At 70.2% G+C, this 26,227-nt stretch carries 25 protein-coding genes; 18 read left to right on the top strand and 7 right to left on the bottom strand.

Going from position 1 to position 26,227, the window contains the following annotated elements:
• The 5 genes from JJL56_RS19655 to JJL56_RS19635 form a co-directional block, all read right to left on the bottom strand.
• Positions 1–873 (bottom strand): branched-chain amino acid ABC transporter permease, encoded by an 873-nt coding sequence (locus JJL56_RS19655; protein ID WP_200486030.1) that lies wholly within the window; start codon positions 871–873, stop codon positions 1–3.
• Positions 874–972: 99 nt separating this feature from the next.
• Positions 973–2,109: an ABC transporter substrate-binding protein gene (locus tag JJL56_RS19650; RefSeq protein WP_040137895.1), complete on the bottom strand. Its 1,137-nt coding sequence runs from the start codon at positions 2,107–2,109 to the stop codon at positions 973–975.
• 265 nt (positions 2,110–2,374) lie between these two features.
• Positions 2,375–2,764 carry a hypothetical protein gene (locus JJL56_RS19645; protein ID WP_145626213.1) on the bottom strand — a complete coding sequence of 130 codons (390 nt, stop codon included), beginning with the start codon at positions 2,762–2,764 and terminating at the stop codon, positions 2,375–2,377.
• Between the two features lie 93 nt (positions 2,765–2,857).
• Positions 2,858–3,136 (bottom strand): hypothetical protein, encoded by a 279-nt coding sequence (locus JJL56_RS19640; protein WP_035682977.1) that lies wholly within the window; start codon positions 3,134–3,136, stop codon positions 2,858–2,860.
• A 200-nt stretch (positions 3,137–3,336) separates the two neighbouring features.
• Positions 3,337–4,608 (bottom strand): amidohydrolase/deacetylase family metallohydrolase, encoded by a 1,272-nt coding sequence (locus JJL56_RS19635; protein ID WP_200486029.1) that lies wholly within the window; start codon positions 4,606–4,608, stop codon positions 3,337–3,339.
• Between the two features lie 716 nt (positions 4,609–5,324).
• On the opposite strand from JJL56_RS19635, the gene JJL56_RS19630 reads away from it, so the two are divergent.
• The 14 genes from JJL56_RS19630 (at position 5,325) to JJL56_RS19565 (ending at position 19,638) form a co-directional block, all read left to right on the top strand.
• A complete protein-coding gene (locus JJL56_RS19630) occupies positions 5,325–6,914 on the top strand; it encodes a gamma-glutamyltransferase family protein (protein WP_200486028.1) in 1,590 nt (529 codons plus the stop codon).
• A 59-nt stretch (positions 6,915–6,973) separates the two neighbouring features.
• The gene (locus tag JJL56_RS19625; protein WP_145626210.1) at positions 6,974–8,128 is read left to right on the top strand and encodes an ABC transporter substrate-binding protein; all 1,155 of its coding nucleotides are present in this window, start codon (positions 6,974–6,976) and stop codon (positions 8,126–8,128) included.
• A gap of 233 nt (positions 8,129–8,361) precedes the next feature.
• Entirely contained in the window at positions 8,362–9,234 is an 873-nt protein-coding gene (locus JJL56_RS19620) for a branched-chain amino acid ABC transporter permease (RefSeq protein WP_014199598.1), read from the top strand.
• A complete protein-coding gene (locus JJL56_RS19615; RefSeq protein ID WP_200486027.1) occupies positions 9,231–10,268 on the top strand; it encodes a branched-chain amino acid ABC transporter permease in 1,038 nt (345 codons plus the stop codon). The genes JJL56_RS19620 and JJL56_RS19615 overlap by 4 nt, the downstream gene beginning before the upstream one ends.
• Entirely contained in the window at positions 10,265–11,068 is an 804-nt protein-coding gene (locus tag JJL56_RS19610) for an ABC transporter ATP-binding protein (protein WP_200486026.1), read from the top strand. Before JJL56_RS19615 ends, JJL56_RS19610 begins: the two co-directional genes overlap by 4 nt.
• Positions 11,055–11,759 carry an ABC transporter ATP-binding protein gene (locus JJL56_RS19605; protein ID WP_200486025.1) on the top strand — a complete coding sequence of 235 codons (705 nt, stop codon included), beginning with the start codon at positions 11,055–11,057 and terminating at the stop codon, positions 11,757–11,759. The genes JJL56_RS19610 and JJL56_RS19605 overlap by 14 nt, the downstream gene beginning before the upstream one ends.
• A 24-nt stretch (positions 11,760–11,783) precedes the next feature.
• Positions 11,784–14,141: a xanthine dehydrogenase family protein molybdopterin-binding subunit gene (locus tag JJL56_RS19600; RefSeq protein WP_200486024.1), complete on the top strand. Its 2,358-nt coding sequence runs from the start codon at positions 11,784–11,786 to the stop codon at positions 14,139–14,141.
• Positions 14,138–14,950: an FAD binding domain-containing protein gene (locus JJL56_RS19595; protein ID WP_200486023.1), complete on the top strand. Its 813-nt coding sequence runs from the start codon at positions 14,138–14,140 to the stop codon at positions 14,948–14,950. Before JJL56_RS19600 ends, JJL56_RS19595 begins: the two co-directional genes overlap by 4 nt.
• The gene (locus JJL56_RS19590; protein ID WP_145679934.1) at positions 14,947–15,435 is read left to right on the top strand and encodes a (2Fe-2S)-binding protein; all 489 of its coding nucleotides are present in this window, start codon (positions 14,947–14,949) and stop codon (positions 15,433–15,435) included. The genes JJL56_RS19595 and JJL56_RS19590 overlap by 4 nt, the downstream gene beginning before the upstream one ends.
• Positions 15,436–15,439: 4 nt before the next feature.
• Complete coding sequence (locus tag JJL56_RS19585; RefSeq protein ID WP_200486022.1) at positions 15,440–16,141, top strand: SRPBCC family protein; 702 nt, start codon at positions 15,440–15,442, stop codon at positions 16,139–16,141.
• Between the two features lie 118 nt (positions 16,142–16,259).
• Entirely contained in the window at positions 16,260–17,429 is a 1,170-nt protein-coding gene (locus JJL56_RS19580) for an amidase (RefSeq protein WP_200486021.1), read from the top strand.
• Complete coding sequence (hpxZ, locus tag JJL56_RS19575) at positions 17,426–17,806, top strand: oxalurate catabolism protein HpxZ (protein ID WP_200486020.1); 381 nt, start codon at positions 17,426–17,428, stop codon at positions 17,804–17,806. The genes JJL56_RS19580 and hpxZ overlap by 4 nt, the downstream gene beginning before the upstream one ends.
• Before the next feature lie 96 nt (positions 17,807–17,902).
• Positions 17,903–18,388 (top strand): MarR family winged helix-turn-helix transcriptional regulator, encoded by a 486-nt coding sequence (locus JJL56_RS19570; protein WP_145626201.1) that lies wholly within the window; start codon positions 17,903–17,905, stop codon positions 18,386–18,388.
• Positions 18,389–18,426: 38 nt separating this feature from the next.
• The gene (locus tag JJL56_RS19565) at positions 18,427–19,638 is read left to right on the top strand and encodes a YlbE family protein (protein WP_200486019.1); all 1,212 of its coding nucleotides are present in this window, start codon (positions 18,427–18,429) and stop codon (positions 19,636–19,638) included.
• Between the two features lie 34 nt (positions 19,639–19,672).
• Here JJL56_RS19565 and JJL56_RS19560 read toward each other — a convergent pair whose 3' ends face one another.
• Positions 19,673–20,902, bottom strand: coding sequence for an ABC transporter substrate-binding protein (locus JJL56_RS19560; protein WP_200486018.1), 1,230 nt, complete (start codon positions 20,900–20,902; stop codon positions 19,673–19,675).
• Between the two features lie 112 nt (positions 20,903–21,014).
• Here JJL56_RS19560 and JJL56_RS19555 point away from each other — a divergent pair, with 112 nt between their 5' ends.
• Positions 21,015–21,713 (top strand): phosphoenolpyruvate hydrolase family protein, encoded by a 699-nt coding sequence (locus JJL56_RS19555; protein WP_200486017.1) that lies wholly within the window; start codon positions 21,015–21,017, stop codon positions 21,711–21,713.
• Here the strand turns inward: JJL56_RS19555 and JJL56_RS19550 are convergent.
• The gene (locus JJL56_RS19550) at positions 21,695–23,506 is read right to left on the bottom strand and encodes a phosphoenolpyruvate hydrolase family protein (protein ID WP_200486016.1); all 1,812 of its coding nucleotides are present in this window, start codon (positions 23,504–23,506) and stop codon (positions 21,695–21,697) included. The two genes, JJL56_RS19555 and JJL56_RS19550, sit on opposite strands and share 19 nt — an antisense overlap.
• Before the next feature lie 105 nt (positions 23,507–23,611).
• On the opposite strand from JJL56_RS19550, the gene JJL56_RS19545 reads away from it, so the two are divergent.
• Genes JJL56_RS19545 through JJL56_RS19535 form a run of 3 tightly spaced genes read left to right on the top strand, consistent with a single transcriptional unit; the run spans position 23,612 to position 26,183 of the window.
• On the top strand, positions 23,612–24,847 hold the full coding sequence (locus tag JJL56_RS19545) for a Tm-1-like ATP-binding domain-containing protein (protein ID WP_200486015.1): 1,236 nt from the start codon (positions 23,612–23,614) through the stop codon (positions 24,845–24,847).
• Positions 24,848–24,860: 13 nt separating this feature from the next.
• On the top strand, positions 24,861–25,697 hold the full coding sequence (locus JJL56_RS19540) for a phosphoenolpyruvate hydrolase family protein (RefSeq protein ID WP_200486014.1): 837 nt from the start codon (positions 24,861–24,863) through the stop codon (positions 25,695–25,697).
• A 12-nt stretch (positions 25,698–25,709) separates the two neighbouring features.
• Positions 25,710–26,183 carry an SRPBCC family protein gene (locus JJL56_RS19535; RefSeq protein ID WP_145626194.1) on the top strand — a complete coding sequence of 158 codons (474 nt, stop codon included), beginning with the start codon at positions 25,710–25,712 and terminating at the stop codon, positions 26,181–26,183.
• Positions 26,184–26,227 lie beyond the last annotated feature (44 nt).

Genomic DNA, 26,227 nt, shown 5'->3' with positions numbered 1-26,227 from the left:
TCAGGCCCTTTCCGTGCGGATCGAGAACAGGCCCTGGGGCCGGAACAGCAGGATCAGGATGACCAGGACGAAGCCGATGACGTCGACCATGCCCATCGAGACGTAGCCGCCCCACATCGCCTCGGCGACGCCCAGCAGCAGGCCCCCGGCGATGGCGCCCGCGAAGCTGCCCATGCCGCCGAGGATCACCACGACGAAGCTCTTCAGGCTGATGAGCCCGCCGACCGACGCCTGGGCGGAGTAGATGGAGGCCAGCAGCATCCCCGACAGCGCGGCCAGCGTGCAGCCCAGCGCGAAGGTGGCGGCGTAGACGTGGCCGGTGCGGATGCCGGCGAGGCTGGCCGCCATCGGGTCCTGGAAGGTGGCGCGCATCGCCGCCCCCAGACGGGTCCGGCGGATCAGCAGATGGGCGCCGACGATCAGCGCGATGCCCACCGCCACGGCCAGCAGGCGCAGCTTGGTCACCGCGATGGGGCCGAAGAACAGCGGCCCCTCGGCCATTGCGCCGGCCACCTTCATGGGCGCCGGGCCGACCAGCAGGAGCGTGCCGTTGACCAGGAAGATCGACAGGCCGATGGTCAGCAGGATGCCCGGCTCCTCACCCTGGCCGCGCACCCGCTCGATCAGGAAGCGGTCGACCAGCCAGCCGACGGCGGCCATGAAGGCGGCGACCACGATCAGGCCGCTGAAGAAGTCGAGACCCAGGTAATTGGTGACGAACCAGCCGCTGACCCCGCCCAGCATGTAGAACTCGCCGTGGGCGAAGTTGACCACGCGCATCAGGCCGAAGATCAGCGTCAGACCGAGGGCGGAGAGCGCGTAGAACACGCCCATCACCAGCCCGTTGGCCAGGAACTGCGGAAAGAGATCCATGACGTTCTCGCAAAAGCAGGCCCGCACAAACGGTGCGTTGGATCGGTGCGCGCCGCGGGGATGGTGCCGTTGGGACCATCCCCGCGGCGGGCCCGCCGGTCAGTGCGGCGCGTCCACCGGGGTGGAGGCGATCACCTTCGGTTCGCCCTTTTCGATCCGCACCAGCACCGCGTCGAAGCCGTAGGCCTGGCCCTTGTCGGTGAACTTGTAGACGCCGTTCGGCGCCTCGTAGCTGGTCTTGGCGAGCGACGCCCGGATGGCCTCGGCGTCGGTGCCGCCGGCCCGCGCGATGGCCTGCCCGGCGATGTTCAGCGCGTTGTAGCCGGCGGCGCCGTACTTGCCGGGCTTGATGCCGTACTTCGCCTGGTATTTCTGGACGAAGGTCTGGTTGCGCGGGGTGTCCATGCTGGAGGCGTAGGGGACGGCGGCGTGGATGCCCTCCGCGGCCTCGCCGGTCAGGTTGATGAAGTCGGCGGTGGCCCAGGAGCCGACGCCGAACACCTTGGTGTCCAGCCCCATCTCGCGGATCTGCTTGACCAGGATGGAGCCGTCCTGGGTCTCGGCGGCGACGAACACGCCGTCCGGCTTGGCGGCGCGCAGCTTGGTCAGCAGCGTGAAGAAGTCGGTGGCGCCGTGGTCGAAATACTCGGTCAGCACCGTCTTGACGCCCAGCGCCGTCAGGTCACGGGAGAATTCCTCCACCCCGCCGCGGCCCCAATCGTCGTTGACGCCGATGTAGGCGACCTTGGTCAGCTTCAGGTCGTTGGCGAGGATCTTTGCGAAGGCCTCCGCCATCAGCGCGTCCGTCTCGGCGGCGCGGAAGAAGTAGGGGTTGCCCTGTTCCGTCAGGCTGGCCTTCGACGAGACGCCGGTGATCAGCGGCAGCTTGTACTTCTGGGCCACCGGCATGATCGCCGCGGTGGCGGAGCTGCAGAAGGCGCCGACCAGCGTGACGACCTTGTCCTTCTGCACCAGCTTCTCGACGGCGTTGACCGAGTTGGCCGGGGTGCACTGGCCGTCCTCGACGATCAGTTCGATCTTCTTGCCGAGGACGCCTCCGGCGGCGTTCATCTCCTCGACGGCGAGCCGGGCGCCTTCCACCACGGACTTGCCGTTGTAGGCGACCGATCCGGTCAGCGGCTGGACCAGCCCGATCCTGACCGTGTCCTGCGCCTGCGCCGGAACCGACGCGGCGATGCCGGTCAACAGCAGGCCGCCCAGTACCACGTTTCTCATCTCTCCCTCCGCGTTCGACGGTGATGTCGCGATGACGGCGAATGACGATTCCCTGTCGGCGCCCCGCCGTTCCCGGCGTGGGCGCGTCGGCCCGTTTCGGGAACGCGCTCCGTCCGATGCGGCAACCGTTCCCGTGTTTTATTATACGGCCAATTAATTATTCAGGGATGCTAACGGTCACGTCGCGGCGCTGTCAATCGCTTTTCCGACGAAGACGGTTGGGGATTTTTTCGGGGAGATGTTTAGCGCCCGGTCGGCGCGCGCCTCAGCGGAGCGCGTCGAGCGTGTCGGCGTTGGGGCAGAGCCGGGCGTGCTCCGGCTGCGTGCAGCCCTCGGCCAGCAGGCGGCGGCAGGTGCGGGCGCTGCGGCAGAGCGCGCAGACCCGTTGCAGGTCGTTCATCAGGTCGGGGCGGTCCTGCTCCACCACCGCGCCATCGACGCCGTGCAGCGCCATCGCGGCGGGCAGCAGTGCGCCGACATGGCCGGCGCGCAGGACGGACGGCGCGTTCAGGTCGGTCAGCCCGGCGTCGGCCAGCACGCGGCTGCGGTCGTGCGGGGCCAGCGCCTGGAGGGCGTTCAGGGACCGCGCACCGCGCCAGCCGCGCAGGAGTTTCGCGCACAGGCCCTCTTGCGGCGCAGGGGCGGGGGTGGTCATGGGAGTCTCCGAAGCGGGTTATTAATCGTTCGATTAATATTCGCCGTCGGAGCGCCCGGCGCCTTGATGTGGATCAGCCGCGCCCGGTTTTTATCACGAGGCCGGACGTGTCCCGATGCAGCGCACGGCGTAGCGCCGGAAGCCGAAGCCGGACTCGCCCTCGCAACGCTCGACCAGGAAGGCCGCGCGCCTTGTGACGATGCGGCTTCCCATGGCGAGCGGGGCGTCGTGCGCCAGTTCCAGCATCATGCGCTGCTGGCGCTGCGGGTGGGAGAGCAGCAGGGCGCGGGCCTTGCCCAGCCGCCGCCCCTCGGCATCGCGGCAGCGGGCTGGGACCTCGAACATCCAGAAGGCGAGCGCGGCTTCGGACATGGGCGGAGTCCTCGTGGGATGGGGGGTGTTCGGGTGCCGACGCTGCCCCCACCCCGGCCCTCTCCCGCTCTCAGCGGACCGAAGGTCCGCCTGCCGCGTCAGCGCAAACCTTTGGTTTGCGCGAGAGCTTCGCAGGGGAGGGAGACTGTCCCCTCCCCCGCCCAGCGGGGGAGGGTTAGGGTGGGGGCAAGCCCGCCGCGTTACGCCGCCACCGGAATGGGCTTCGGCAGCAGCGGGCTGTCCACCTCCTGCACCGCGCCGTCGCGCAGCGAGAAGGCCGGGACGATCATCTCCGGCGCGGTCACCCGCTCGCCGCTGTTGTCGCTGAGCTGCCAGCGGCCGGCCTTGACCTCCAGCACCGCCACGTCGGCGGCCATGCCCGGTGTCAGCGCGCCGATCTCGTCGGCCATGCCCAGCATGGCGGCGGGGTTGCTGGTCACCGTCTTCAGCACGTCGCCCAGCGCCATGCCGAGAGTCAGAAGCTCGGTCATCGCGTGGGTCAGGCTGAAGGGGGCGACGCCGTAGAAGGGGTTGGCCTCGCGGTCGCCGCCGGCACCCATGACCGGGGCCTTCACGTTGTAGCCGTGCAGGTCGGCGCCCAGCGTGTAGGGCAGGATGCCCGCCGCCAGAGTCCGCCGCGCCATCTCGAAGCTGAAGTGCGAGCCGTGGCCGACATCGACGGTCAGGCCGCGCTCCAGCGCCTTGTAGATGACCGGATGCACCTCGCCGGTGCGGGTCGAGATGAAGCCGCCGGGGTGCCGTGTGAAGGGGTGGGCCAGGATGTCGCGCGAATCGAGCAGCGGGACCAGCTCCTCCACCAGCATGTCGGGATCGACGGCCTCGCCGCCCTCCACCTCCGGCCAGAGCTGGCCGAGATGGACGTAGAGCGGAACGCCGATGCCGTCTGCGATGCGCTTGGCCTGCTTGATGACGTCGAGACCCCAGCGCGATGCGCCGCCGACCTCGGCATGGGCCTTGATGCCCTTCACGATGTCGCGATTCTCGCGCCCGACGCGGATGGTGGCGTCCACATCGACGCAATCCGGGCGGTAGAGCTGCGGGTAATAGTGGCCCTCCAGCCCGCCGACCAGATAGGCCGACAGGAAGCACAGCGTGCGCGAGCGCGCCGGCTCGGCGATGAAGCGGCGGAAGGCGGGCAGGGTCATCAGGCTCGGCCCGCCCTGATCGACCAGCGTCGACACGCCGGAGCGCACACCCACCATGTCCGGGTTCAACCCGAAGCGGCCGGTGACCTTTTCGAAGACGTGCGCGTGGGTGTCGATCAGGCCCGGCGTCACGAGCTTTCCGGAGACATCAAGGATGGTGTCGGCGGCATCGTCGGGCAGCCGTTCCGCCACCGCCGCGATGCGGCCCTTCGCGACCGCCAGATCGCCGACCAGATCCAGACCGTTGGCCGGATCGAGAATCCGTCCGCCGCGGAGCACGAGGTCGAACGTGTGCGTCTCTGACATAACCCACCTTCTTGCGCTGATTTTTATCTGCCCGTCCTTTCAGCAAGCGTCATGCCACGGAGGGTCGGAGTCGCCGGGGCGCACAAAACTTCAGCATACTGACGAATGACCGTCTGTTGGGCATTCGGTGGTCAAAATACGCACAATACGGCATACCACGGCATACCACGGCATGCGCCCACGGGCATCCGGTGGAACATTTTCCGCAGTATACTGACGATTCACGGTCGGGCGGTGACGCGCGGGACCCTGCTGCCAATTTGGGCACGAACGCAGAAGCCGAGGCGGAAATTGGGAGTTTTGAAGCGCTTCAACGTTTAGCGGCCATCGCCGCAGCGGGGTATGCCCGGGCACTCCATGGGTGCCGCAATATCATCAGCATGCTGATTAATGCCCGCGCGGCAGGCAGAGGTTGCGCACGAATGAAGCGGAAAGCCAAAGCCTTCTTAATTCCAAATTACCCGATTATCATCAATGAGATAAAGCGATCCTTTCGGGTTCTCCGCCGCCCTCCCCTCAATCCGTTTGCCCAACATTAAGGCGGTTTCCGGCCTTGACGCTTGGCCGTGTCAGACCTCCCGCCGAACCGAAATGCGCAGTGTTCTGCCGGTTGGCACGGTGTTCGCAAAGGGATGGGAAACCAACGGAAAAAGTCGGATATCCATAAAAATGAGAAGGTTTCTTCGTGATGCGCGGCCTTCTTCCGTGAGGTTCCCATGCTGAACACGCCGCGCAGCCGCCGGGGAATGGTCACCTCCCCGCACCATCTCGCCAGCCAAGCCGGTCTTCAGATCCTGCGCGACGGCGGCACCGCCGTCGAGGCGGCGGTCGCGGTCGCCGCAGCGCTGGCCGTCGTCTACCCGCACATGACCGGCATCGGCGGCGACGGCTTCTGGCTGATCGCCGAGCCGGGGCGCGATCCCGTCGCCATCGACGCCTGCGGCGGGGCGGGCAAGGCCGTCTCGCTCGACCTCTACCGGCGCCACGGCCACGCCACCGTGCCTTGGCGCGGGCCGTTGGCGGCGAACACGGTCGCCGGCACCATCGACGGCTGGCGCGAGGCGCTGGCCGTCAGCGCCGGCTGGGCCGACCCGCTGCCGCTCGCCCGCATCCTGGACGAAGCCATCGCCCACGCCGAGCAGGGCATCCCGGTCACCGCCAGCCAGGAAGGGCTGACCCGCCAGAAGCTGCACGAGCTGAAGGACGTGCCGGGCTTCGCCGATACGTTCCTGCCGGGCGGCGCCGTGCCGCCGGAAGGCTCCACGCTGAGGCAGCCGGCGCTGGCCGCTACGCTGCGCCGGCTGGCGGCGGAGGGGCTGGACAGCTTCTACCGCGGGCCGCTCGCAGCATCCATCGCGGCGGATCTGCAGCGTGCCGGCTCGCCGGTGGATGCGGCGGATCTCGCGGCCCACGCGGCGCACCGCCGCCCGGCCCTGTCGGTCGGCGTGCGCGGGGCGCGGCTGTTCAACCACCCGCCGCCGACGCAGGGTCTGGCCTCGCTGATGATCCTCGCCCTGTTCGACCGGCTGGGCGTGACGGAGGGCGAGGGCTTCGACCACATCCACGGGCTGATCGAGGCGACCAAGCAGGCCTTCCTGGTGCGCGACCGCGAGGTCGGCGACCCGGCCTACATGGGGCGGGAGGCGCAGAGCTTCCTTGACGACGCCGTGCTGGACGGGCTGGCGGCGAACATCGACCGCGCCCGCGCGCTGCCCTGGCCGCATGTGGCGAAACCCGGCGACACGGTGTGGCTGGGCGTGATCGACGGGCAGGGCCGCGCCGTCAGCATGATCCAGAGCGTCTATTTCGAATTCGGCTCCGGCCTCGTCCTGCCGGAGACCGGAATTACCTGGCAGAACCGCGGCGCCTCCTTCCGCTTGGCGGAGGACGGCTGGAACGCGCTGGCGCCGGGGCGCAAGCCCTTCCACACGCTGAACCCGGCGATGGCCCGCTTCGACGACGGGCGCAGCATGGTCTACGGCACCATGGGCGGGGAGGGGCAGCCGCAGACGCAGGCCGCCGCTTTCTCCCGCTACGCGATGTTCGGGCAGGGCCTGCAGGCCGCCGTCACGGCGCCGCGCTGGCTGCTCGGCCGCACCTGGGGCGAGGACAGCGTGACGCTGAAGCTGGAAAGCCGCTTCGATCCCGCCCTGGTCGCCGCCCTGCGCGACGCCGGGCACGAGGTCGAGCTGCTCGATCCGTTCACGAGCACCATGGGGCATGCGGGCGCCATCGTCCGCCATGCCGACGGAACGCTGGAGGGGGCGACCGATCCCCGCAGCGACGGCGCGGTCGCCGCTTGGTGATTCCACTGGGTGACCACCGCCTACTGACGGTTCAAATCAAAAAGAGGGGGCTAGACGACATGCGGACGATGAAGACCACGGCGTTGCTGCTGAGCGCCGCACTGCTGGCGCCGGGCGTGGCCTTTGCGCAGGAGACGATCAAGATCGGCGTGACCCAGCCGCTGACCGGCGCGGTCGCCGCGTCGGGCAACTACGTCGCCAACGGCGCGCGGGTGGCGGAGGAGGTCGTCAACGCCAACGGCGGCGTGCTGGGCAAGAAGATCCAACTGATCATCGAGGACAACAAGAGCAACCCGAAGGAAGCCGTCGCCTCCGCCGAGAAGCTGATCGTGCGCGACAAGGTCCCGGTGCTGATGGGCGCCTGGAGCTCCACCTTCACCCTGGCGGTGATGCCGAAGCTGGTGGAGTACGGCGTGCCGATGGTGGTGGAGACCTCCTCCTCGACCAAGATCACCACCTCGGGCAACCCGTGGGTCTTCCGCATCGCCCCGACCTCCGCCATGGAGGCCAAGTCCTTCGCGGAGAAGCTGGACCACTTCCAGCCGGCCATCCAGAAGGCCGATTTCCTGGCGGTGAACAACGATTTCGGCCGTGGCTCGGCGGAGGAGTTCCGCAAGATGCTCCAGGCCAAGGGCGTCAAGATCGGCGTCACCGAGACGATGGCGCCGGAGGCCACCGACCTGTCGGCCCAGCTCTCCAGCATCAAGCAGTCGGGCGGCGACACGCTGTTCGTCACCACCGGCGTCGAGCAGATCACCCTGATCCTCAAGCAGGCGGCGGAGCTGCGCCTGCCGCACCGGGTCATCACCAACGGCGGCTCCTCCTCCCCCGATCAGCTCATCGCGCAGGCGGGTGCGGCGGCGAACGGCGGCTACTTCACGCTGTTCTTCGCCCCCTGGTTCCCGGAGAAGGCGGTGCACCCGACGGTCGCCAAGACCTTCGTCGATGGCTGGAACAAGAAGGGCTACGACTTCGCCGGCCTGACCGAGGGCTACCGCGGCTATGACGGCATCATGACCATCGTGGAGGCCATCAAGAAGGCCGGCAAGGCCGAGCCGCAGGCCATCCGCGACGCGCTGTGGACCGTCAAGCTGGACGGCGTGAACGGCGACATCGCCTTCAAGAAGGACGGCCCGGAAGGCAAGGAGAGCGGCCAGAACGAGGCCAACGTTTACGTCGTCCAGGTGAAGGACGGCAAGGTGACGATGCCGTAAGGCCCTCCTTTCAAACGCCCTCTCCCCTCTGGGGAGAGGGAGGGGACCCGCGCCGCAGGCGCGGGGAGGGTGAGGGGAATGTCCGTGGCGGCGCGTCCGGCACAAGCGCAACCCCCTCACCCTGACCCTCTCCCCGCTTTCGGCGGGCCGAGGGCCCGCCTGACGCGTCAGCGCAAACTTCGTTTGCGCGTGAGCGGAGGGGAGAGGGGAAAACCGAGGGATGGAGACACGCGGTGGAAGCGCATCTGCAGCACCTTTTGAACGCCGTGGTCCTGGGGGGGACCTACGCGCTGCTGGGAATCGGCCTGACGCTGATCTTCGGCATCATGCGCGTGGTCAACTTCACCCATGGCGAGCTTTACACTTTCGGCGCCTACATGGCCTACATGCTGGCCGGGATGATGGGGCTGAACTTCTTCATGTCCCTGGCGATGGCCGCCGTGCTGGGCATGGCGCTGGGCGCGCTGATCGAATTCACGCTGCTGCGCCCGCTGAAGGGCGCCGACATCGACACCACCATGCTGGTGATGATCGGCGCCGGCATCGCCATGCAGGCCGGCGAGCAGCTCGTCTGGGGCGGTGTCGCGAAGTCGGTGCCCAGCCCCTTCCCGACCGAGCCGGTGGTCCTGGGGTCGGTGTCGGTGGGCATGAACCGGCTGTTCGTCCTGGGCGTGGCGCTGCTGCTGTTGGGCGGCTTCTACCTGCTCATCAACCGGACCAAGCTGGGCGTCGCCATGCGCGCCACCTTCCAGGACCCGGACACGGCGGCGCTGATGGGCGTCAACCGCGGGCTGATGTACACGCTGACCTTCGCGCTCGGCTCCGGCCTCGCCGCCACGGCGGGGGCGCTGCTCGGCCCGATCTTCGTGGTCACCCCGACCATGGGCGATCTGGTGGCGCTGAAGGCCTTCGCCATCGTCATCCTGGGCGGGCTGGGGAACATCCCCGGCGCCACCATCGGCGGCTTCGTCCTGGCGCTCGCCGAGGAGTTCGGCGCCGGCTACCTGTCGTCGGGCTACCGCGACGCCATGGGCTTCCTGCTGATCATCGCCGTGCTGATCGTGCGGCCCCAGGGTCTCTTCGCCATGAAGGAGCGGATCGGATGACGACGCGTCTCCTCCCCTGGCTGTTCGTGCTGGTCATGGCGGTCGGGCCGCTGTGGCTGGGCGACCAGTACATCCTCTACGTCCTGACCTCGACCGGCATCTTCATCATCGGGGCGATGAGCCTGAACCTGCTGCTCGGATACACCGGGCAGCTCAGCCTCGGCCACATCGCCTTCTTCGGGATCGGCGCCTACACCAGCGCGCTGCTGTCGCTGGGCTTCGACCTGGATCTGGGTGGTGCGGAACCCTTCGTGCTGGGGCCGCAGCCGGTGTGGGTCGCCTTCCTCGGCGGCATCCTGGTGGCGGCGCTGTTCGGCTTCCTGATCGGCAAGCTCGCCTTCCGGGTGCGCGGGGCCTACTTCGTCATCGTCACCATCAGCTTCGCCCAGGTCATGCGCATGGTCGCGCTGAACTGGGTCGACCTGACCGAGGGGCCGATGGCGCTGAACAACATCCCTCCGCTGTCGGTCTGGCTGCCGTGGGACGGGGTGATCCCGCTCTACAAGAAGGAATACAACTACCTTCTGGTGCTGGCGGTCGCGGTGGTCTGCTTCCTGGTGATCCAGCGCCTGGTGCAGTCGCGGGTCGGCCGGGCGCTGGTGGCGCTGCGCGAGAACGAGTCGCTGGCGCGCTCGGTCGGCATCGACGTGACGCGCTATCTGGTCGTCGCCACGGTGATCGCGGCGGGCATGGCCGGGGCCGCGGGCGGGCTCTACACCCACTACATCCGCATCGTCGACCCGGACGTCTTCATGTTCATCTACACGGTGACCATGGTCATCATGGTGGTGACGGGCGGCAAGGGCACGCTGGCCGGACCGATCGTCGGCGGCCTCGCCTTCGGCATCCTGCCCGAGGTGCTGCGCGAGGTGGCGCGGCCCGAGGTGCAGTGGATCATCTACGGCGTCGCCATGATCGTGGTCGTCTTCTTCCTGCCGCAGGGCATGGTTCCGGCGGTGACGAACTGGTTCGCCGGCCGCCGCAAGCGCGTCGCCGCCACGGCGCTGGGCCTGCGCAAGGAGACCTCGGCATGAGCCTCGCCCTCGACACCACCGATGCACCGATCCTTGAGGTGCGCGAGGTCGCGGTTCACTTCAGCGGCCTGATCGCCATCGCCTCGATGAGCTTCGCCGTGCCGGAGGGGGAGATCGTCAGCCTGATCGGCCCCAACGGGGCGGGCAAGACGACGGCCTTCAACGTCATCACCGGTTTCCTGAAGCCGACCGGCGGGAAGGTGCTGTTCCGCGGCACCGACCTGACGCGCCTGTCCTCCAACCGCATCGCCGGGCTGGGCGTCGTGCGCACCTTCCAGCGCACCAGCATCTTCGCCGGCTGCACCGTCTTCGACAACGTGCTGACCGGGATGCACCGGCAGGGCCGGGCGGAGACCTGGGGCGCTTTGCTGCGGCTCGCCTCGGTGCGGGCGGAGACGGAGCGGATGCGGGCGGCGGTGGCGGAGATCCTGGCCTTCGTCGGGCTGTCGCACCGCGCCGACGAGCTGGCCGGCAACCTCGCCTACGGGGAGCAGCGGCTGCTCGGCATCGCCATCGCGCTGGCCGCCGACCCGAAGCTGCTGCTGCTGGACGAGCCCGCAGCCGGGCTGAACCCGTCGGAGACGGAGGCCTTCATGGGCGTCGTCCAGCGCATCCGCGACCGCGGCGTGACCATCCTGCTGGTCGAGCACGACATGCGCATGGTGATGACGATCTCCGACCGCGTGGTGGTGCTGAACCACGGGCGCATCATCGCCGAAGGCCCGCCGGAGGTCATCCGCGCCAACCCGGACGTGATCCAGGCCTATCTGGGCCAGGGGGTGAAGCATGCTAAAGGTTGAGGGGATCACCGTCTGCTACGGCCAGATCCCGGCGCTCCGCAACGTCTCGCTGACGGTGGAGGAGGGGGAGCTGGTCACCCTGATCGGCGCCAACGGGGCCGGCAAGACCACGACGCTGCGCGCCATCAGCGGCCTGCTGCCGCTGGCGTCCGGCCGCATCACCTTCGAGGGGCGGGAGATCGGCAACGCCGTGCCCCGCACGGTGCTGGCGCTGGGTGTGGCCCACTGTCCGGAGGGGCGGCGCGTCTTCCCCCACCTGACCGTGCGCGAGAACCTGGAGATGGGCGCCTATCTGCGCCGCGACCATCAGGCGGTGGCCCAGGACATGGAGCGGCTGTTCCACCGCTTCCCCCGCCTGAAGGAGCGGCTGAACCAGCCCGCCGGCACCATGTCGGGCGGCGAGCAGCAGATGCTGGCCATCGCGCGGGCGCTGATGTCGCGCCCGAAGATCGTGCTGTTCGACGAGCCGTCGCTCGGCCTCGCCCCCAACCTCGTGGAGCGCACCTTCGAGATCGTGTCGGACATCCGCCGGGAAGGGACGACCGTGCTGATGGTGGAGCAGAACGCCTACGCCGCGCTCGACATGTGCGACCGCGCCTACCTGCTGGAAAGCGGGCAGGTGATGGAGCAGGGCACGGGGCAGGCGATGCTCGCCAACGACCACATCCAGCGCGCCTATCTGGGCGGCTGAGAAGAAGAACGAGAGGGTCAGGGAATGGGAGAGGTTAGCACCGCCGGATCAGGAGTGGGCGCGCGGGTCCGCCGCAAGGAGGACGACCGGCTGCTGCGCGGGCGGGGCCGCTTCGTCGGCGACATCGCCCTGGTTGGCATGAAGGAACTGGCCTTCGTGCGCAGCCCGGTCGCCCACGCCACCATCACCGGCATCGAGATCCCGGAGGAGCACCGCGGCGCCGTCTTCACCTGGGCGGATCTGGCGGCGGGCGGCGTGAAGCCGATCCGCGCCGTGTCGGGACTGCCCGGCTTCAAGGTGTCGGAGCAGCCGGCGCTGGCCGACGGCAAGGTGCGCTTCGTCGGCGAGCCGGTGGCCGTCTGCGTCGCCGCCACCCGCGCCGAGGCCGAGGACATCGCCGCCTCCGTCTTCGTCGATTACGCCGAGCTGCCGGTGAATTCCGACATGCTGGAGGCGGTGACGCCGGGCGCGCCGAAGGTGCACGACCACTGGCCGGACAACGTCTTCCTGGAGACCAACGTCGGCGGGAACATCGCGGAGCTCGCCGCCACCGCCCCGGTGAAGGTGTCGCGGACCATCCGCACGGCGCGCCAGTGCATGGTGCCGCTGGAGGGCAAGGGCGTGGTCGCCCATTGGGACCGCCATGTCGAGCAGCTCGTCCTGACCACCTCGACCCAGATGCCGCACATCGTGCGCGCCGGCCTGTCGGAATGCCTGGACCTCGACCAGGGGCTGATCCGCGTGGTGGCGCCCGACGTCGGCGGCGGCTTCGGCTGGAAGGGCCTGCTTCAGCCCGAGGAGATCGTGGCCGCCTGGATCGCCATGCGCCTCGACCGCCCCGTCCGCTGGACCGAGGACCGCCGGGAGCATCTGGTGGCCGCCGCCAACGCCCGCGAGCACCATTACGAGATCACCGCCTACGCCGACGCGCGCGGGCGGCTGCTGGGGATCGAGGCCGACGCCTGGGTCGATGCCGGGGCCTATTCCGTCTATCCCTTCTCCGCCTGCCTGGAAGCCGCGCAGGTCGGCAGCATCCTGCCCGGCCCCTACGACTTCGCGCATTACCGCTGCCGCACCTTCTCCGTCTGCACCAACAAGCCGCCCATCGTTCCCTACCGCGGCGTGGCGCGCACCGGCGTGTGCTTCGCCATGGAGCAGATGATCGACGCCGTCGCCGACGCCGTGGGGCGGGAGCCGTGGCAGGTCCGGCTGGAGAACCTCGTCCCGCCGGAGAAGATGCCCTTCGACAACGTGACGAAGAAGCATTTCGACAGCGGCGACTATCCCGAATCCGTCCGCCGCGCCGTCGCCGCCATCGAGCTGGATGGTTGGCGCGCCCGCCAGAAGGCCGGGGAGGCGGACGGACGGCTGATCGGCGTCGGCTTCGCCACCTATTGCGAGCAGTCGGCCCACGGCACCGCCGTCTATCACGGCTGGGGCATCCCCATGGTGCCGGGGCACGAGCAGGCTCAGGCCCGCATCACCCCGGACGGCGGGCTGGAACTGCGCGTCGGCGTGCAGTCGCACGGCCAGAGCATGGAGACCACCTTCGCCCAGGTCGCGCACGAGGTGCTGGGCATCCCGCTGGAGAAGATCAAGCTGGTGCACGGCGACACCGGCCTGACGCCCTATTCGACGGGCACCTGGGGGTCGCGCAGCATGGTCATGGCCGGCGGCGCCGTCGCCACAGCCTGCCGCACGCTGGCCGAGCGGCTGTGCCGGATCGGCGCGCACCTGATGCAGGCCGGTCCGGACGGGGTGGTGCTGGAGGGTGGTGCGGTGAAGGCCGGGGCCGCCGCGGTGACCATCCGCGAGATCGCCCACACCTGGTACCGCGCGCCGCAGCTCCTCCCCGCCGACGTCGACCGGGGCGGGCTGGAGGTCACCGCCGGCTACAAGCCGGGCAGCGACCACGGCACCTTCTCCTACGCCACCCACGCCGTGGCGGTGGCGGTGGACCCGGAGATCGGGCAGGTCGAGATCCTCGATTACGTGGTGGTCGAGGACGCCGGGACCATGGTCAACCCGATGGTCGTCGACGGCCAGATCTACGGCGGCGTCGCCCAGGGCGTCGGCACCGCGCTCTACGAGCGGATGCCCTACGACGCGGAGGGCCAGCCGCTCGCCTCCACCTTCGCGGATTATCTGATCCCCGGATTCACCGAGGTCCCGCACGTGAGGATCATCCACATGCTGACGCCCTCGCCCTACACCGAGTTCGGCGTGAAGGGCATCGGCGAGGGCGGCGCCATCGCCCCGCCGGCGGCGATCTGCAACGCCATCAACGACGCGCTGAAGCCGCTGGGGGTCATCGTGACGAACGCACCGATGACGCCTGAAGCCATCCTTGGCGCCATCGCCGAAACGCGGGGTGCGGCATGAAGGCGGTCGATTTCGACTACGCGCAGCCGGCGACGCTCGCCGAGGCGCTGGAACTTCTGTCGCGCGAGGACGTGATGGTTCGGCCGGTGGCCGGCTCCCAGTCGCTTGGCCCCATGCTGAACCTGCGGCTGGCCCAGCCGGAGCTGCTGGTGGACATCACCCGCATCGCCGAGCTTCGGACGATCCGCCAGGAGGGCGAGCGGCTGGTCATCGGGGCCTGTGTCACCCACGCGCGGCTGGAGGACGGCGACTATCCGGACGTGACGCGCGGCGTGCTTCCCAGCGTGGCGGCGGTGATCGCCTACCGCGCGGTGCGCAACCGCGGCACCATCGGCGGCAGCCTCGCCCACGCCGATCCGGCGGCGGATTGGGTGAACGTGCTGACCGCGCTCGGCGCCGACGTGGTGATCGCCGGCACGGGCGGGCGGCGCACGGTGCCGATGACCGACTTCATCCTGGGCGTCTTCGAGACGGCCCTGCAGCCGGGCGAGATCGTCGCGGAAATCCATGTGCCCGCCCTGTCCGACCGGGCGCGCTGGGGTTATTACAAGGTCTGCCGCAAGACCGGCGAGTTCTCCCACGCCACCGGGGCGGTGCTGATCGACCCGGCCCGCGGCGTCCAGCGCTGCGTCGCCGGGGCGACCTCCGGCAAGCCGGTGGTGATTGACGGCCCGGCCCTGTTCGCGGGCGGCTGCACGGAGGCGGCGATGGCCGCTCATCTCGCCGGCAGCCCCGCCGCGGACGACCCCATCGCCCTTAAGACCCACACCGTCGCGCTGAAGCGCGCCATCGCGCAGGTGATGTCATGAGCGCCCATGCCAAAAGCATTTCCCTGACCGTCAACGGCACGCGCGTCGAGGCCAGCGTGCCGCCCCGCCAGCATCTCGGCGACTTCCTGCGCGAGCGGGAATTGCTGACCGGCACCCATCTGGGCTGCGAGCACGGCGTGTGCGGGGCCTGCACCATCCTGATCGACGGCGAGCCGGCGCGCTCCTGCATCACCTTCGCGGTGGCTTGCGACGGGCGGTCCGTCACCACGGTGGAAGGGCTGGACGACGACCCCGTCGCCGCGGAGCTGCGCGAGGCCTTCTCCGCCGAGCACGGGCTCCAGTGCGGCTTCTGCACGCCGGGGATGCTGGTGGCGGCGCGCGACGTCGTGCTGCGCCGCCCGGACGCCGACAACCCGGCGATCCGCACCGCGATGAGCGGCAATCTGTGCCGCTGCACCGGCTATGTCGGGATCGTCAACGCCATCCGCCGCGTCATCGACGCGCGCAACACGAACGCGGGGTAAGCCCATGCCGACCATGACCCAGACCCTTGCCGTCAACTTCCCGCGCGCCCGCGTCTGGCCGCTGTTGAGCGATGTGGAGCGGGTGATCGCCTGCATGCCCGGCGCCTCGCTGACCAAGCCGCGCGAGGGCGACCGGATCTTCGGGCAGATGCGCGTGAAGCTCGGCCCCATCGCCGCCGCCTTCGCCGGCGAGGGCACGCTGACGATGGACGAGGCGACCCACACCGGCGTCATCCACGGCCAGGGCACCGACCCCAAGAACAACTCCCGCGCCAAGGCCGACGTGACCTTCGCCGTCGTGGAGGAGGGGCCGGGGACGCGCATCGACCTGACCGTCGATTTCACCCTGACCGGCGTTCTGGCCCAGTTCAGCCGCGGCGCCATCGTGCAGGAGATCGCCAACCGCCTGACCGCCGAATTCGCCCGCAACCTGGAAGCCAAGCTCGCCGCGACGGCTCCGGCGGAGGAGGTGGCGGCTGCGTCCTCGGAAGCGGTTGCCGCTCCGGCCCCGGAGCCTGCCTTCGAGCCCGCCCCCGAGCCCGCCAAGGAACTGAACGCTGGCAATCTCCTGTGGAGCATGTTGAAGGATTGGCTGCGCAAGCTCTTTTCCAACCCTCTCCCCTCTGGGGAGAGGGTGGCCCGGAGGGCCGGTGAGGGGGATGCGCGTGGCGGTGCGTCCGGCAAAGGCGCAACCCCCTCACCCTGACCCTCTCCCCGCTTTCGGCGGACCAGAGGTCCGCCTGTCGCGTCAGCGCAAACTTCGTTTGCGCGAGAGCGGAGGGGAGAGGGGAATTTGGAATTCTGACGAGACCTAAACCCGCATCATGCCGAACGACCCCCTGAACGCCTTCGTCCCCTACGGCCGGACCGAGGTCGCCGGAGCCGCAAGCGGCCCGCTGGCCGGGTTGCGCTTCGCGGTGAAGGACCTGTTCCACATCGCTGGCCTGCCCACCGGGGCCGGCAACCCGGACTGGCTGCGCACCCACGACGTCCCGCAAGAGACCGCGCCCGCCGTGCAGCGGCTGCTCGACGCCGGGGCGCGCGTTGCCGGCAAGACGCTGACCGATGAGCTGGCCTGGAGCCTGGCCGGCGAGAACGCCCATTACGGCACGCCGGAGAACCCGAAGGCGCCCGGCCGCATCCCCGGCGGATCGTCGAGCGGGTCGGCCGCCGCAGTGGCGGGCGGGGCGGCGGATTTCGCCATCGGGACGGACACCGGCGGCTCGGTTCGCCTGCCGGCGAGCTATTGCGGCCTCTACGGCCTCCGGCCCACCCACGGGGCGGTTCCGCTGGACGGCTCCGTTCCTCTGGCACCGAGCTTCGACACGGTGGGCTGGTTCGCGCGGGAGGCGGCGCTGCTCCGCCGCGTCGGGTCGGTGCTGCTGCCCCCGGCGCCCGATCTGGCCCTGCGCCGCCTGCTGGTCGCCGAGGACGCCTTCGCCATCGCGGGAATTGCGGTGCGCGCCGCCCTCGCCCCGGCCTTGGACCGGCTGCGCGAGCGGTTCGGGTCGGCGGACGGTGTGACGCTGGCCCCGGAGGGGCTGGACCAATGGCGGCCGGTCTTCCAGACGCTCCAGGCCGCCGAGGCCTGGGCGGCGCACGGCGCCTGGATCACGGCGACGAAACCGACCTTCGGGCCGGGCGTGCGCGACCGTTTCGCGGCGGCGGCCACGCTCGACCCCGCCCTGGCCCGCGCGGCGGCGGAGACGCGGCAGGGCATCCGCCGGCGGATGGACGACCTGCTGGGACCGGACGGCCTGATCGTCCTGCCCAGCGCGCCGGGCATCGCGCCGCTGCGCGGCTCCTCGGGGGCGGCGGTGGACGCGGAGCGGGGACGGGCGCTGGCGATCCTGTGCCCTGCCGGTCTGGCCGGTCTGCCGCAACTCTCCATTCCCGTGGCGCGGCTCCAGGGCTGCCCGCTTGGCCTGTCGCTGATCGGCCCGCGCGGCGGCGATTCGACCCTTCTGGCCATTGCCGAGGACCTCTTCGCATGACGCTTGAGATCAACATCCCCGAAGTGGTGGCCGAGGTCACCGCCGCCTTCGAGCGCTACGAGTGCGCGCTGACCGGCAACGACGTGGCGGTTCTGGACGAGCTGTTCTGGAACCACCCGGCAACCCTGCGCTACGGCGTGGGCGAGAACCTGTACGGCTACGAGGCCATCGCCGCCTTCCGCCAGGGCCGCCCGGCGGCCGGGCTGGACCGGGTGTTGCGCAACACCGTCATCACCACCTATGGCCGCGACATGGCGACCGCCAACACCGAATTCACGCGCCCCGCCACCGAGCGCGTCGGGCGGCAGAGCCACACATGGGTCCGCATGCCCGAGGGCTGGCGGATCGTCGCGGCGCATGTGTCGCTGATGGGCTAGACGTCACAGCCTTCGGCCCGGTTGCCGATTTTCCGGCCTGCCGCCATCCTCTCTTGTTAGCCGCTTTCCCGAACCCGCTCCGACGGACCGCCCGCGATGACCTTAGACGACCCCCTGATCGAAGAGGCGTACCGCGTCCTGGCGGAGCGTCCCGGATTCCTGATCCGCCGCCTGCACCAGATTCACGTCGCCATGTTCATGGAGGAGTGCGCGGAGTTCAACATCACCCCCGTCCAGTACAGCGTGCTGACCGCCCTGGTGGACCGTCCCGACCTGGATCAGGTGACGCTGGGCGCCCAGATCGGCATCGACCGCACGACCACCGCCGGCGTTCTGGCGCGGCTGGCCGAGCGTGGGCTGATCCAGCGCCGGGCCAGCCCGGTGGACAAGCGCATGAAGCTGGCCGCCATCACCGCAGAGGGCCGGAAGCTGCTGCGCCGCATGGACAAGAAGGCCCAGCGCGCCCACGACCGCACCATCGCGCCCCTGCCGAAGGAGGACCGGGCGGTTTTCCTGCGCTACCTGCTGCATCTGGTGGACGCCAGCAACGGCTACGGCCGCGCCCCGCTGCATCTGCCGTAACGGCATCGGAAAAACCTGAAGAGTTGGGGACACACGCGATGAACGACGCCACCGCGCGGGCCGTGGAGCGGATGCTGGCCGCCGATCCGGTGTGGACGGAAACCGGAACCGCCGGGGAGCGGATCGGGCTCGACCGCCACACGCTGCTGCACGCCGGGCCGCCCTTCGCCGATCCGGCGGAGATCTGCCCGCCGATCCTCAACGCCGCCACCGCGGCGCTGCTGTTCGAAGGCATGGCCGACGGCGTGGAGGAGGCCCGCGCCCTGGTGCGCAGCGGCGCCGTGACCCTGCGCCCCGCCCAGGACTTCGGCGTGGTCACCCCGCTCGCCGCCGTCGTGTCGCGGTCGATGTGGCTGCATGTGGTGGAGGATGCTGGCGGTTCCGGTGCCCGCGCCTACAGCCCGCTCAACGAGGGCGGCGGCCCCGCCCTGCGCTTCGGCATCGTCAGCGGCGCGGTGGTGGAGCGGCTGCGCCTGCTGCACGGCGCGGTCGGCCCGGCGCTGGCCGGGATCGGGCCGGTGGAACTGTCCGGCATCGCCCGCGAGGCGATGGAGCAGGGGGACGAACTGCACGGGCGCGTCGGGGTGGCCTCGGCGCTGCTGACCGAGACGCTGGTGTCGCGGCTGGGCGGGACCGGCGAGGTCTGCGCCTTCCTGAAGGAGGCCGGGCAGTTCTTCCTGAACCCGTGGATGGCCGCCTGCAAGGCGATGATGCTGGCCGGCGACGGCGTGCCGGGGGCGGCGCTGGTGACGGCGGCGGGCGGCAACGGGGTGCGCTTCGGGCTGCGCCTGTCGGGCATGATGGGCGAGGGTTGGGCGAGCGCGCCGGTGGCCGCCCCGCAGGGGCCGGACATCGGCTCTCCCGGCGGTGCTTCCCGCCCGCGCCTGCCGGCGATCGGGGACAGCGCCGTCATCGACGCGCTGGGCTTCGGTGCGCTGGCGCTCGACGCCGCCCCGCTGCTGCGGGCGGAACTGGGGGCGGCAGCCGAGACGGCCATCGCGGCGGCGGACCGGCTGCTCTGCGCCGAACATCCCGTCCACGGGCGGCGCGTCGGGCTGGATGCCCGCGCCGTGCTGCTGGGCGGCCCGGTTCCCCCGGTCTGTCTGGCCGCCCTGCACGCGGCGGGGGAGGACGGGATCGTCGGGCGCGGCCTCGCCTGGCACCCGCCCTCCTGCCACGCCGAGGCGGTGGCCGTGGTGGACGCGCTGAGCCGTGCCGGTTTCCCGGACGCCCCCGACCGTCGCGCCTGACGACCGGGGGCAGCGGTTCAGACACGATCCCCCATCACTTCTTCACGAGGGGGCAATCGCTCTGCGACAGCGGCCGGAAGGCCTCCTCCGCGGGGATCGTGGCGCGCAGGCTGTAGTAGTCCCAGGGGTATTTGGACTCCGAGGGCTTCTTCACCTGCATCAGGTACATCTCGCGCATGAAGCGGCCGTCCTCGCGCACCCAGCCGTCCTTCACGAACACGTCGTTGATCCGCGTGCTCTTCAGCTTTTCCATGACCGGGCCGGCCTCGTCGGTGCCGGCGGCCTCGATGGCCTTCAGGTAGGCGAGCGTCGAGGAATAGACGCCGGCCTGCCCCATGTTCGGCATGATCTTCACCCGCTCGTGGAAGCGCCGGGAGAAGGCGCGGGTCTCGTCGTCGCGGTCCCAGTAGAAGGCGGTGGTCAGGTACATCCCCTGCGTCGCCTCCAGCCCCAGGGCGTGGACGTCGGTGTCGAACAGCAGGAGGCCGGTGAGCTGCTGGCCGCTCTGGGTCAGGCCGAATTCGGAGGCGGCCTTGATGGCGTTGCGCGCGTCCATTCCGGTGGTGGCGAGGCCGACGATCTTGGCCCCGGACGCCTGCGCCTGCGTCACGTAGGACGCGAAGTCCAGGTTGTTCAGCGGGAAGCGCACCGCGCCCAGGACCTTGCCGCCGTTTTCCTGGACGATCTTCGCCGTGTTCTCCTCCAGCCCGTGGCCGAAGGCGAAATCGACGGTGAGGAAATACCAGGTGTCGCCGCCCTGCTTGATCGTCTGCGCCCCGGTGCCCTTGGCCAGCGCGTAGGCGTCGTAGGCGTAGTGGATGGTGTTGGGCGTGCATTTGTCGCCGGTCAGCCGGGTGACGGACGGGCCGTTGAAGATGGCGACGCGGTTCTTGTCGCGGACGATGTCCGCCACCGCCAGCGCCAGACCGGAGTTCGCCACGTCCTGGATGAGATCGACGTTCTGCGCGTCGATCCACTCGCGCACGATGGCCGAGCCGACGTCCACCTTGTTCTGGTGGTCGGCCGTCAGCACCTCGATGGGCTTGCCCAGCACCGTGCCACCGAAATCCTCCACCGCCATCTGGGCGGCGGCGACGGAGCCGCGGCCGCTCTGGTCGGAGAAGGCCCCGGACAGGTCGGTGATGACCCCGATCCGGACGACGTCGTTCGAGATCTTCGCGCCCTGCTGCGCCGCCGCCGGCAGCATGGCGGCGAGCAGCAGCGCGGTCCCGGACAGCAGCGCGGTGCCCAACTGACGCTTCATCGCTTCCTCCCTGTTTTGCGTCGTCCCGGCGAGCCTTCACCGAAACCCGTTGCCATACCGTCCCGCCCCGTGGTCGATTCCACAACGGCGCGCGATCCGGGGCATGGGTAAAATGGGGAAAAACGGTCGGTTCGACGTACAAATCGTTTCGGCGCTCGGCCCCCCGGCCGGATGGGCGGAAGGGGCGGGGGAGCGGTTGTTCTGTCCGGCCTTCGGCGGGCATCCGGCGGACCGAGCCGAGTATCTGGCCCTGCTTCCCGTCCAGGACAGCAACGGGCGGCTGCTCGCCGCCTTGGCCGCCCTGCCGGATGGCGTGCCGGAGGGTGTGTGCGTCGGCGTGCTGGCCGTGGACCCCTTCCGGCCGGTGGGGCCGTTTCTGGAGACTTTGCGCCAGTTTGGGGTGCGCGCGGTCGCCAATTTCCCCACCACCGCGCTGTTCGACGGGGAAACCGGCGAGACGCTGCGCGGCGTCGGGCTCGGTGCGGAGCGGGAGGTGTCGTTCCTGGAGCAGGCCGCCCAGGCCGGGTTCGCCGTCACCGGCTTCGCCGCCGACGCGGCGATCGGCCGGCGCCTGCGGGCGGCGGGTGCCGTGCGCCTCGTCGTGCATCCCGGCGCCGCGACCGGCGATCCGTCACGCGACGCCGAGGCGGTCGCGAACGCCGCCGCGGTCGTCGCCGAACTGCGCGGAGAGGGCGGCGGCCCCGTCCTCCTTTATCGGCCGGCCGGCTTCGAGGATCATCATGATCTTATGAGGCAGGCGGCCGACGGGCTGGTGCTCCCGCCCGGCGGCGGTCATTCCAACAGGCCGTAGTGCCGCATCTTGTTGTAGAGCGTCTTGCGCGACAGGCCGAGGAAGCGGGCGGTCTCCCCCCGGCGGAAGCGGTGCCGCCGCAGGCCGTCGAGAATCCAGTCCCGTTCCGACTGTTTGGGCGACCGGTCTCCGGGCGCGTCGGGGCGTGGGCGGCTCGCGCGCTTGCCGTCCAGGGAGGGCAGGGCCTCCGCCTCGATGACGTCGCCGCTGCCGTCCAGCGCCTGCTCCACCACCGCGCGCAGTTCGCGGAGGTTGCCCGGCCAGTCATGGGCGATGAGCAGCCGGAACGCCCGTGGCGAGAGGCGCACGGGACCCGCCGATGGGCGCAGCGCCGCCGCGAAATGCTCGACCAGCAGCGGAATGTCGTCCAGCCGCTCGCTCAGCGGCGGCAGGTCGATGTCGCGTCGGGCGAGGCGGCGGGCCAAGTCCGGCACGAGCGCTCCGGCGCCGGCCGCGGCCTCCAGACCCGCCGTTCCGATCAGGATGATCCGCGCGTTGGAGCGCAGGCTGTCCTGGCCGCCTTGGCGGCGGAAGCTGCCGCGCTCCAGGAAGGCGGCAAGTTCCGCCTGCGTGCCGGGCGTCAGGATCTCCGCGTTCTCGATCACCAGCGTCGTTCCGTTCGCGGCCTCGACCCAGCCCAGGCGGCGCCGTCCGCCCTCCGCCGGTTCCGCCCCGAACAGCCACCCGCCGTCCAGATGGCGGGCATCGACGGTCATCGGCGGACGCTGGCGCTGGGGACCGCGCCCGTGCAGCAATCGCGCCACCAGCGTTCGCCCGCTGCCGTCCGGCCCGGCGACCCACACCGGCCCGCCGTCTGCGCCGAGATGCTCCAGCCGCGCCCGCGCCTCCACCAGCATGTCGGTGCGGCCGACCAGCCCCATCCCCTGGCCGGTCTGGTCGAGGCGGCGCTCCAGCCGGTCGATGCGCCGTTGCAGCGTCGAAACGAGCTTGAAGGCGGCGGTCATCTCCTCCATCGAGCTTTCCGAGGGCAGGCGGTCGATGGTCGAGCCGCCGATGTAGCCGTCAGCCCGCGCCTCGCGGCAAGCCTCGTGCATCTCCTGCGGGGTGGTGATCGGCCCACCCTCGATCACGCACAGCGCGCCGGGGTCGGCGGTGCGGATCGCCTTGATGTGGCCGCGGGCGCGGTTGCCGACCTGCAGCACCGACTCCCCGCTGGGCACGCCAACGGCGCCGCCAGCGTTCCAGCCGATGTTGAAGCAGTAGAGGTCAATCCCCGTCCGGGCGAGCGCCAGCGCCTCCTCCCGGCGGCGGAAATAACCGATGGTCGCCAGCCCGGCGGCCCGCGCCGCTTCCAGCAGGCGGACCTCGCGCGCGAAGCCCAGGCCGGTGCGCTCCAGCGCCTCGCGGAAGCGTCCGTCGACATGCGTCACGGTCGGGAAGTTCACCACACCGGCGAATCCCCAGCCGCGCAGCCGGTCCATGAAGGCGGGATACTCCTCCTCCGCGAGTCCCCAGGCGCTGGCCCCGAAGAAGACCGGGATCGGCGTGGCGTGGACGATCTCCGAGCAGGCGAAGTCGGCGACGAAGGCGTTGCTGTCCCGCAACGCCAGCATGGTGGCGATGGATGACGCCCCCATGGTGCGGAAGCGCCCCGCGGCCAGCGCCAACAGGAAGTCGGCGCCGCCGCGCGCCGCCGCGCGGGCGGCGAGGCCGGTGCCGATGGCGGCGCCGACCAGCAGCGTGTGCCGGCCCGCGCAGGCCCGCCGCAGATCGTCCAGCAGCTGAGTCCGGTGATGGGCAATCAGAGCCTGGGTCATGCGGTCATCGGTCATGCGAACCATTATACCCAAGATTACCCGCTCCGCCGCAACGCTCCGGTTGGCGCCCCCGGCGGGCGGCCTACACTTCCGGAAAAGACGAAGGGAGGAGGCCCGGCCATGGCGGATGCGGAGCAAGGAGCGGCGGCGGTCTATGTCGTCGGCTGTTACGACACCAAGGGAGTCGAGTTGGACTATGTGCGGGGGCTGATCGCGGCGGAGGGGCTGCGCACGGTGACGGTCGATGTGGGCACCCGTCAGCCGGCCGTCCCCGCCGACGTCCCGGCGCGGGATGTCGCGTCCTGCCACCCCGACGGGGCGGAGGCCGTGCTGGGCACCGATGATCGCGGACTGGCCGTGTCGCGCATGGCCGACGCGTTCCGCCGCTTCGTCGAGCAGCGCCCCGACGTCGCCGGCATGATCGGGCTGGGCGGCTCCGGCGGCACGGCGATCATCGCGCCGGGAATGCGGACGCTTCCCGTGGGAACGCCCAAGCTGATCGTGTCCACGGTCGCGTCGGGCAACGTCGCGTCCTACGTCGGCGAGACGGACCTCTGCATGATGGCCTCGGTCACCGACGTCGCCGGGCTGAATCGGATTTCGCGCCGCGTGTTGGGCAACGCCGCCCACGCGATGGCCGGCATGGTGGCGCGCGCGATCCCCGAGACGGACGCCAAGCCGGCGCTGGGCCTCACCATGTTCGGCGTGACGACGCCCTGCGTCACGCAGGTGTCCCAGGCGCTCGACCCCGCCTACGATTGCCTGGTCTTCCACGCCACCGGCACCGGCGGGCGGGCGATGGAGAAGCTCGTCGCCTCGGGCCTGCTGTCGGGTGTGCTGGACGTGACGACCACCGAGGTCTGCGACCTGCTGATGGGCGGCGTCTTCAGCGCCGGGGAGGAGCGGCTGGACGCCATCGCGCGGGCCGGCATCCCCTATGTCGGGTCCTGCGGCGCGCTGGACATGGTGAATTTCGGCCCGCGCGAGACCGTGCCCGACCGCTACCGCGACCGGCTGTTCTACGTGCACAACCCGCAGGTCACGCTGATGCGCACCACGGCGGAGGAGAACCGGGCGATGGGTGCCTGGATCGGCCGCAAGCTGAACGCCTTCACCGGGCCGGTGCGCTTCCTCATCCCCGAAGGGGGCGTGTCGGTGCTCGACGCGCCGGGCCAGCCCTTCCACGATCCCGAGGCGGACGCCGCGCTGTTCGACGCGCTGGAGCGCACCGTCGAGCAGACGGACGCACGCCGGCTGATCCGCCTTCCCCACAACATCAACGACCCCGCCTTCGCCGCCGCGCTCGTCCGGGCCTTCCGGGACATCGCCGCGGCCGGCCACGGCACGACGCCATAAGGAGCCTTCGACGATGCCCCGCATTCCCCGTCAACAAATCCTCGACCGGTTCCGCGGCATGATGGCCCGCGGCGAACCCATCGTCGGCGGCGGCGCCGGAACCGGGCTGTCCGCCAAATGCGAGGAGGCGGGCGGGATCGACCTGATCGTCATCTACAATTCCGGCCGCTACCGGATGGCCGGGCGCGGCTCGCTGGCCGGGCTGCTCGCCTATGGCAACGCCAACGAGATCGTTGTCGACATGGCGCGCGAGGTGCTGCCGGTGGTCCGGCACACCCCGGTGCTGGCCGGCGTCAACGGCACCGATCCCTTCATGATCCAGGACCAGTTCCTGCGGCGGCTGGCCGACCTGGGCTTCTCCGGCGTGCAGAACTTCCCGACCGTGGGGCTGATCGACGGCGTCTTCCGGGCCAACCTGGAGGAGACCGGCATGAGCTACGGTCTGGAGGTGGACATGATTCGCGCCGCCCATGAGCTGGATCTGCTGACCACGCCCTATGTCTTCTCGGAAGGGGAGGCGGTTGCGATGGCGGAAGCCGGGGCCGACATCATCGTCTGCCACCTCGGCCTGACCACCGGCGGCAGCATCGGGGCGGAGACGGCGCTGTCGCTGAAGGATTGCGTGCCGAAGATCGACGCCTGGGCGGAAGCGGCTTTGCGGGTGCGCAAGGACGTGATCGTGCTGTGCCACGGCGGCCCGATCGCCACGCCGGAGGACGCCTCCTTCGTCCTCGGCGCATGCGCTGTCTGCCACGGCTTCTACGGGGCGTCCAGCATGGAGCGCCTGCCCACGGAAACCGCGCTGACCGAGCAGACGCGCCGTTTCAAGGCCATCACCAAGCAACGCTGAGGGGAGGAACGCATGGCACGGGTCTATGTCAGCGCCGTCATCGACGCGCCCGTCGGGCAGGTCTGGGACAAGGCGCGGGATTTCAACGGCCACCACGCCTGGCATCCCATCATCGCGGACAGCCACATCGAGGATGGGCTGCGCAGCGACACGGTCGGCTGCGTCCGCAATTTCGGGCTCACGCCCGGCGGCCGGCTGCGCGAACAGCTGGTGTCCTTCAGCGACCGGGAGCGTTCCTACACCTACACGATCCTCGAATCCCCGCTGCCGCTCACCGACTACGTCGCGACCTTTCGCCTGACCGAGGTGACGGAGGGAAACCGCACCTTCGGCGAATGGTGGGCCGACTTCGACTGCCGGCCCGAGGACCTGCCCACGCTGCGCGAGCAGGTCGGCCGGAACACCTTCGCCGCGGGGTTCCGGGCGCTCGCGGATCTGTGCCGCGCCGGCGTCACAGCGCCTGCTGCAGCTCCGGCACCGCCTTGAACAGGTCGGCGACGAGGCCGTAGTCTGCGACCTGGAAGATCGGC

Source organism: Azospirillum aestuarii (genome assembly GCF_016632405.1).
Classification (GTDB): Bacteria; Pseudomonadota; Alphaproteobacteria; order Azospirillales; family Azospirillaceae; genus Azospirillum; species Azospirillum aestuarii.
Note: the sequence above shows the minus strand (reverse complement) of the source record. Positions and strands in the feature narration are given on the sequence as shown.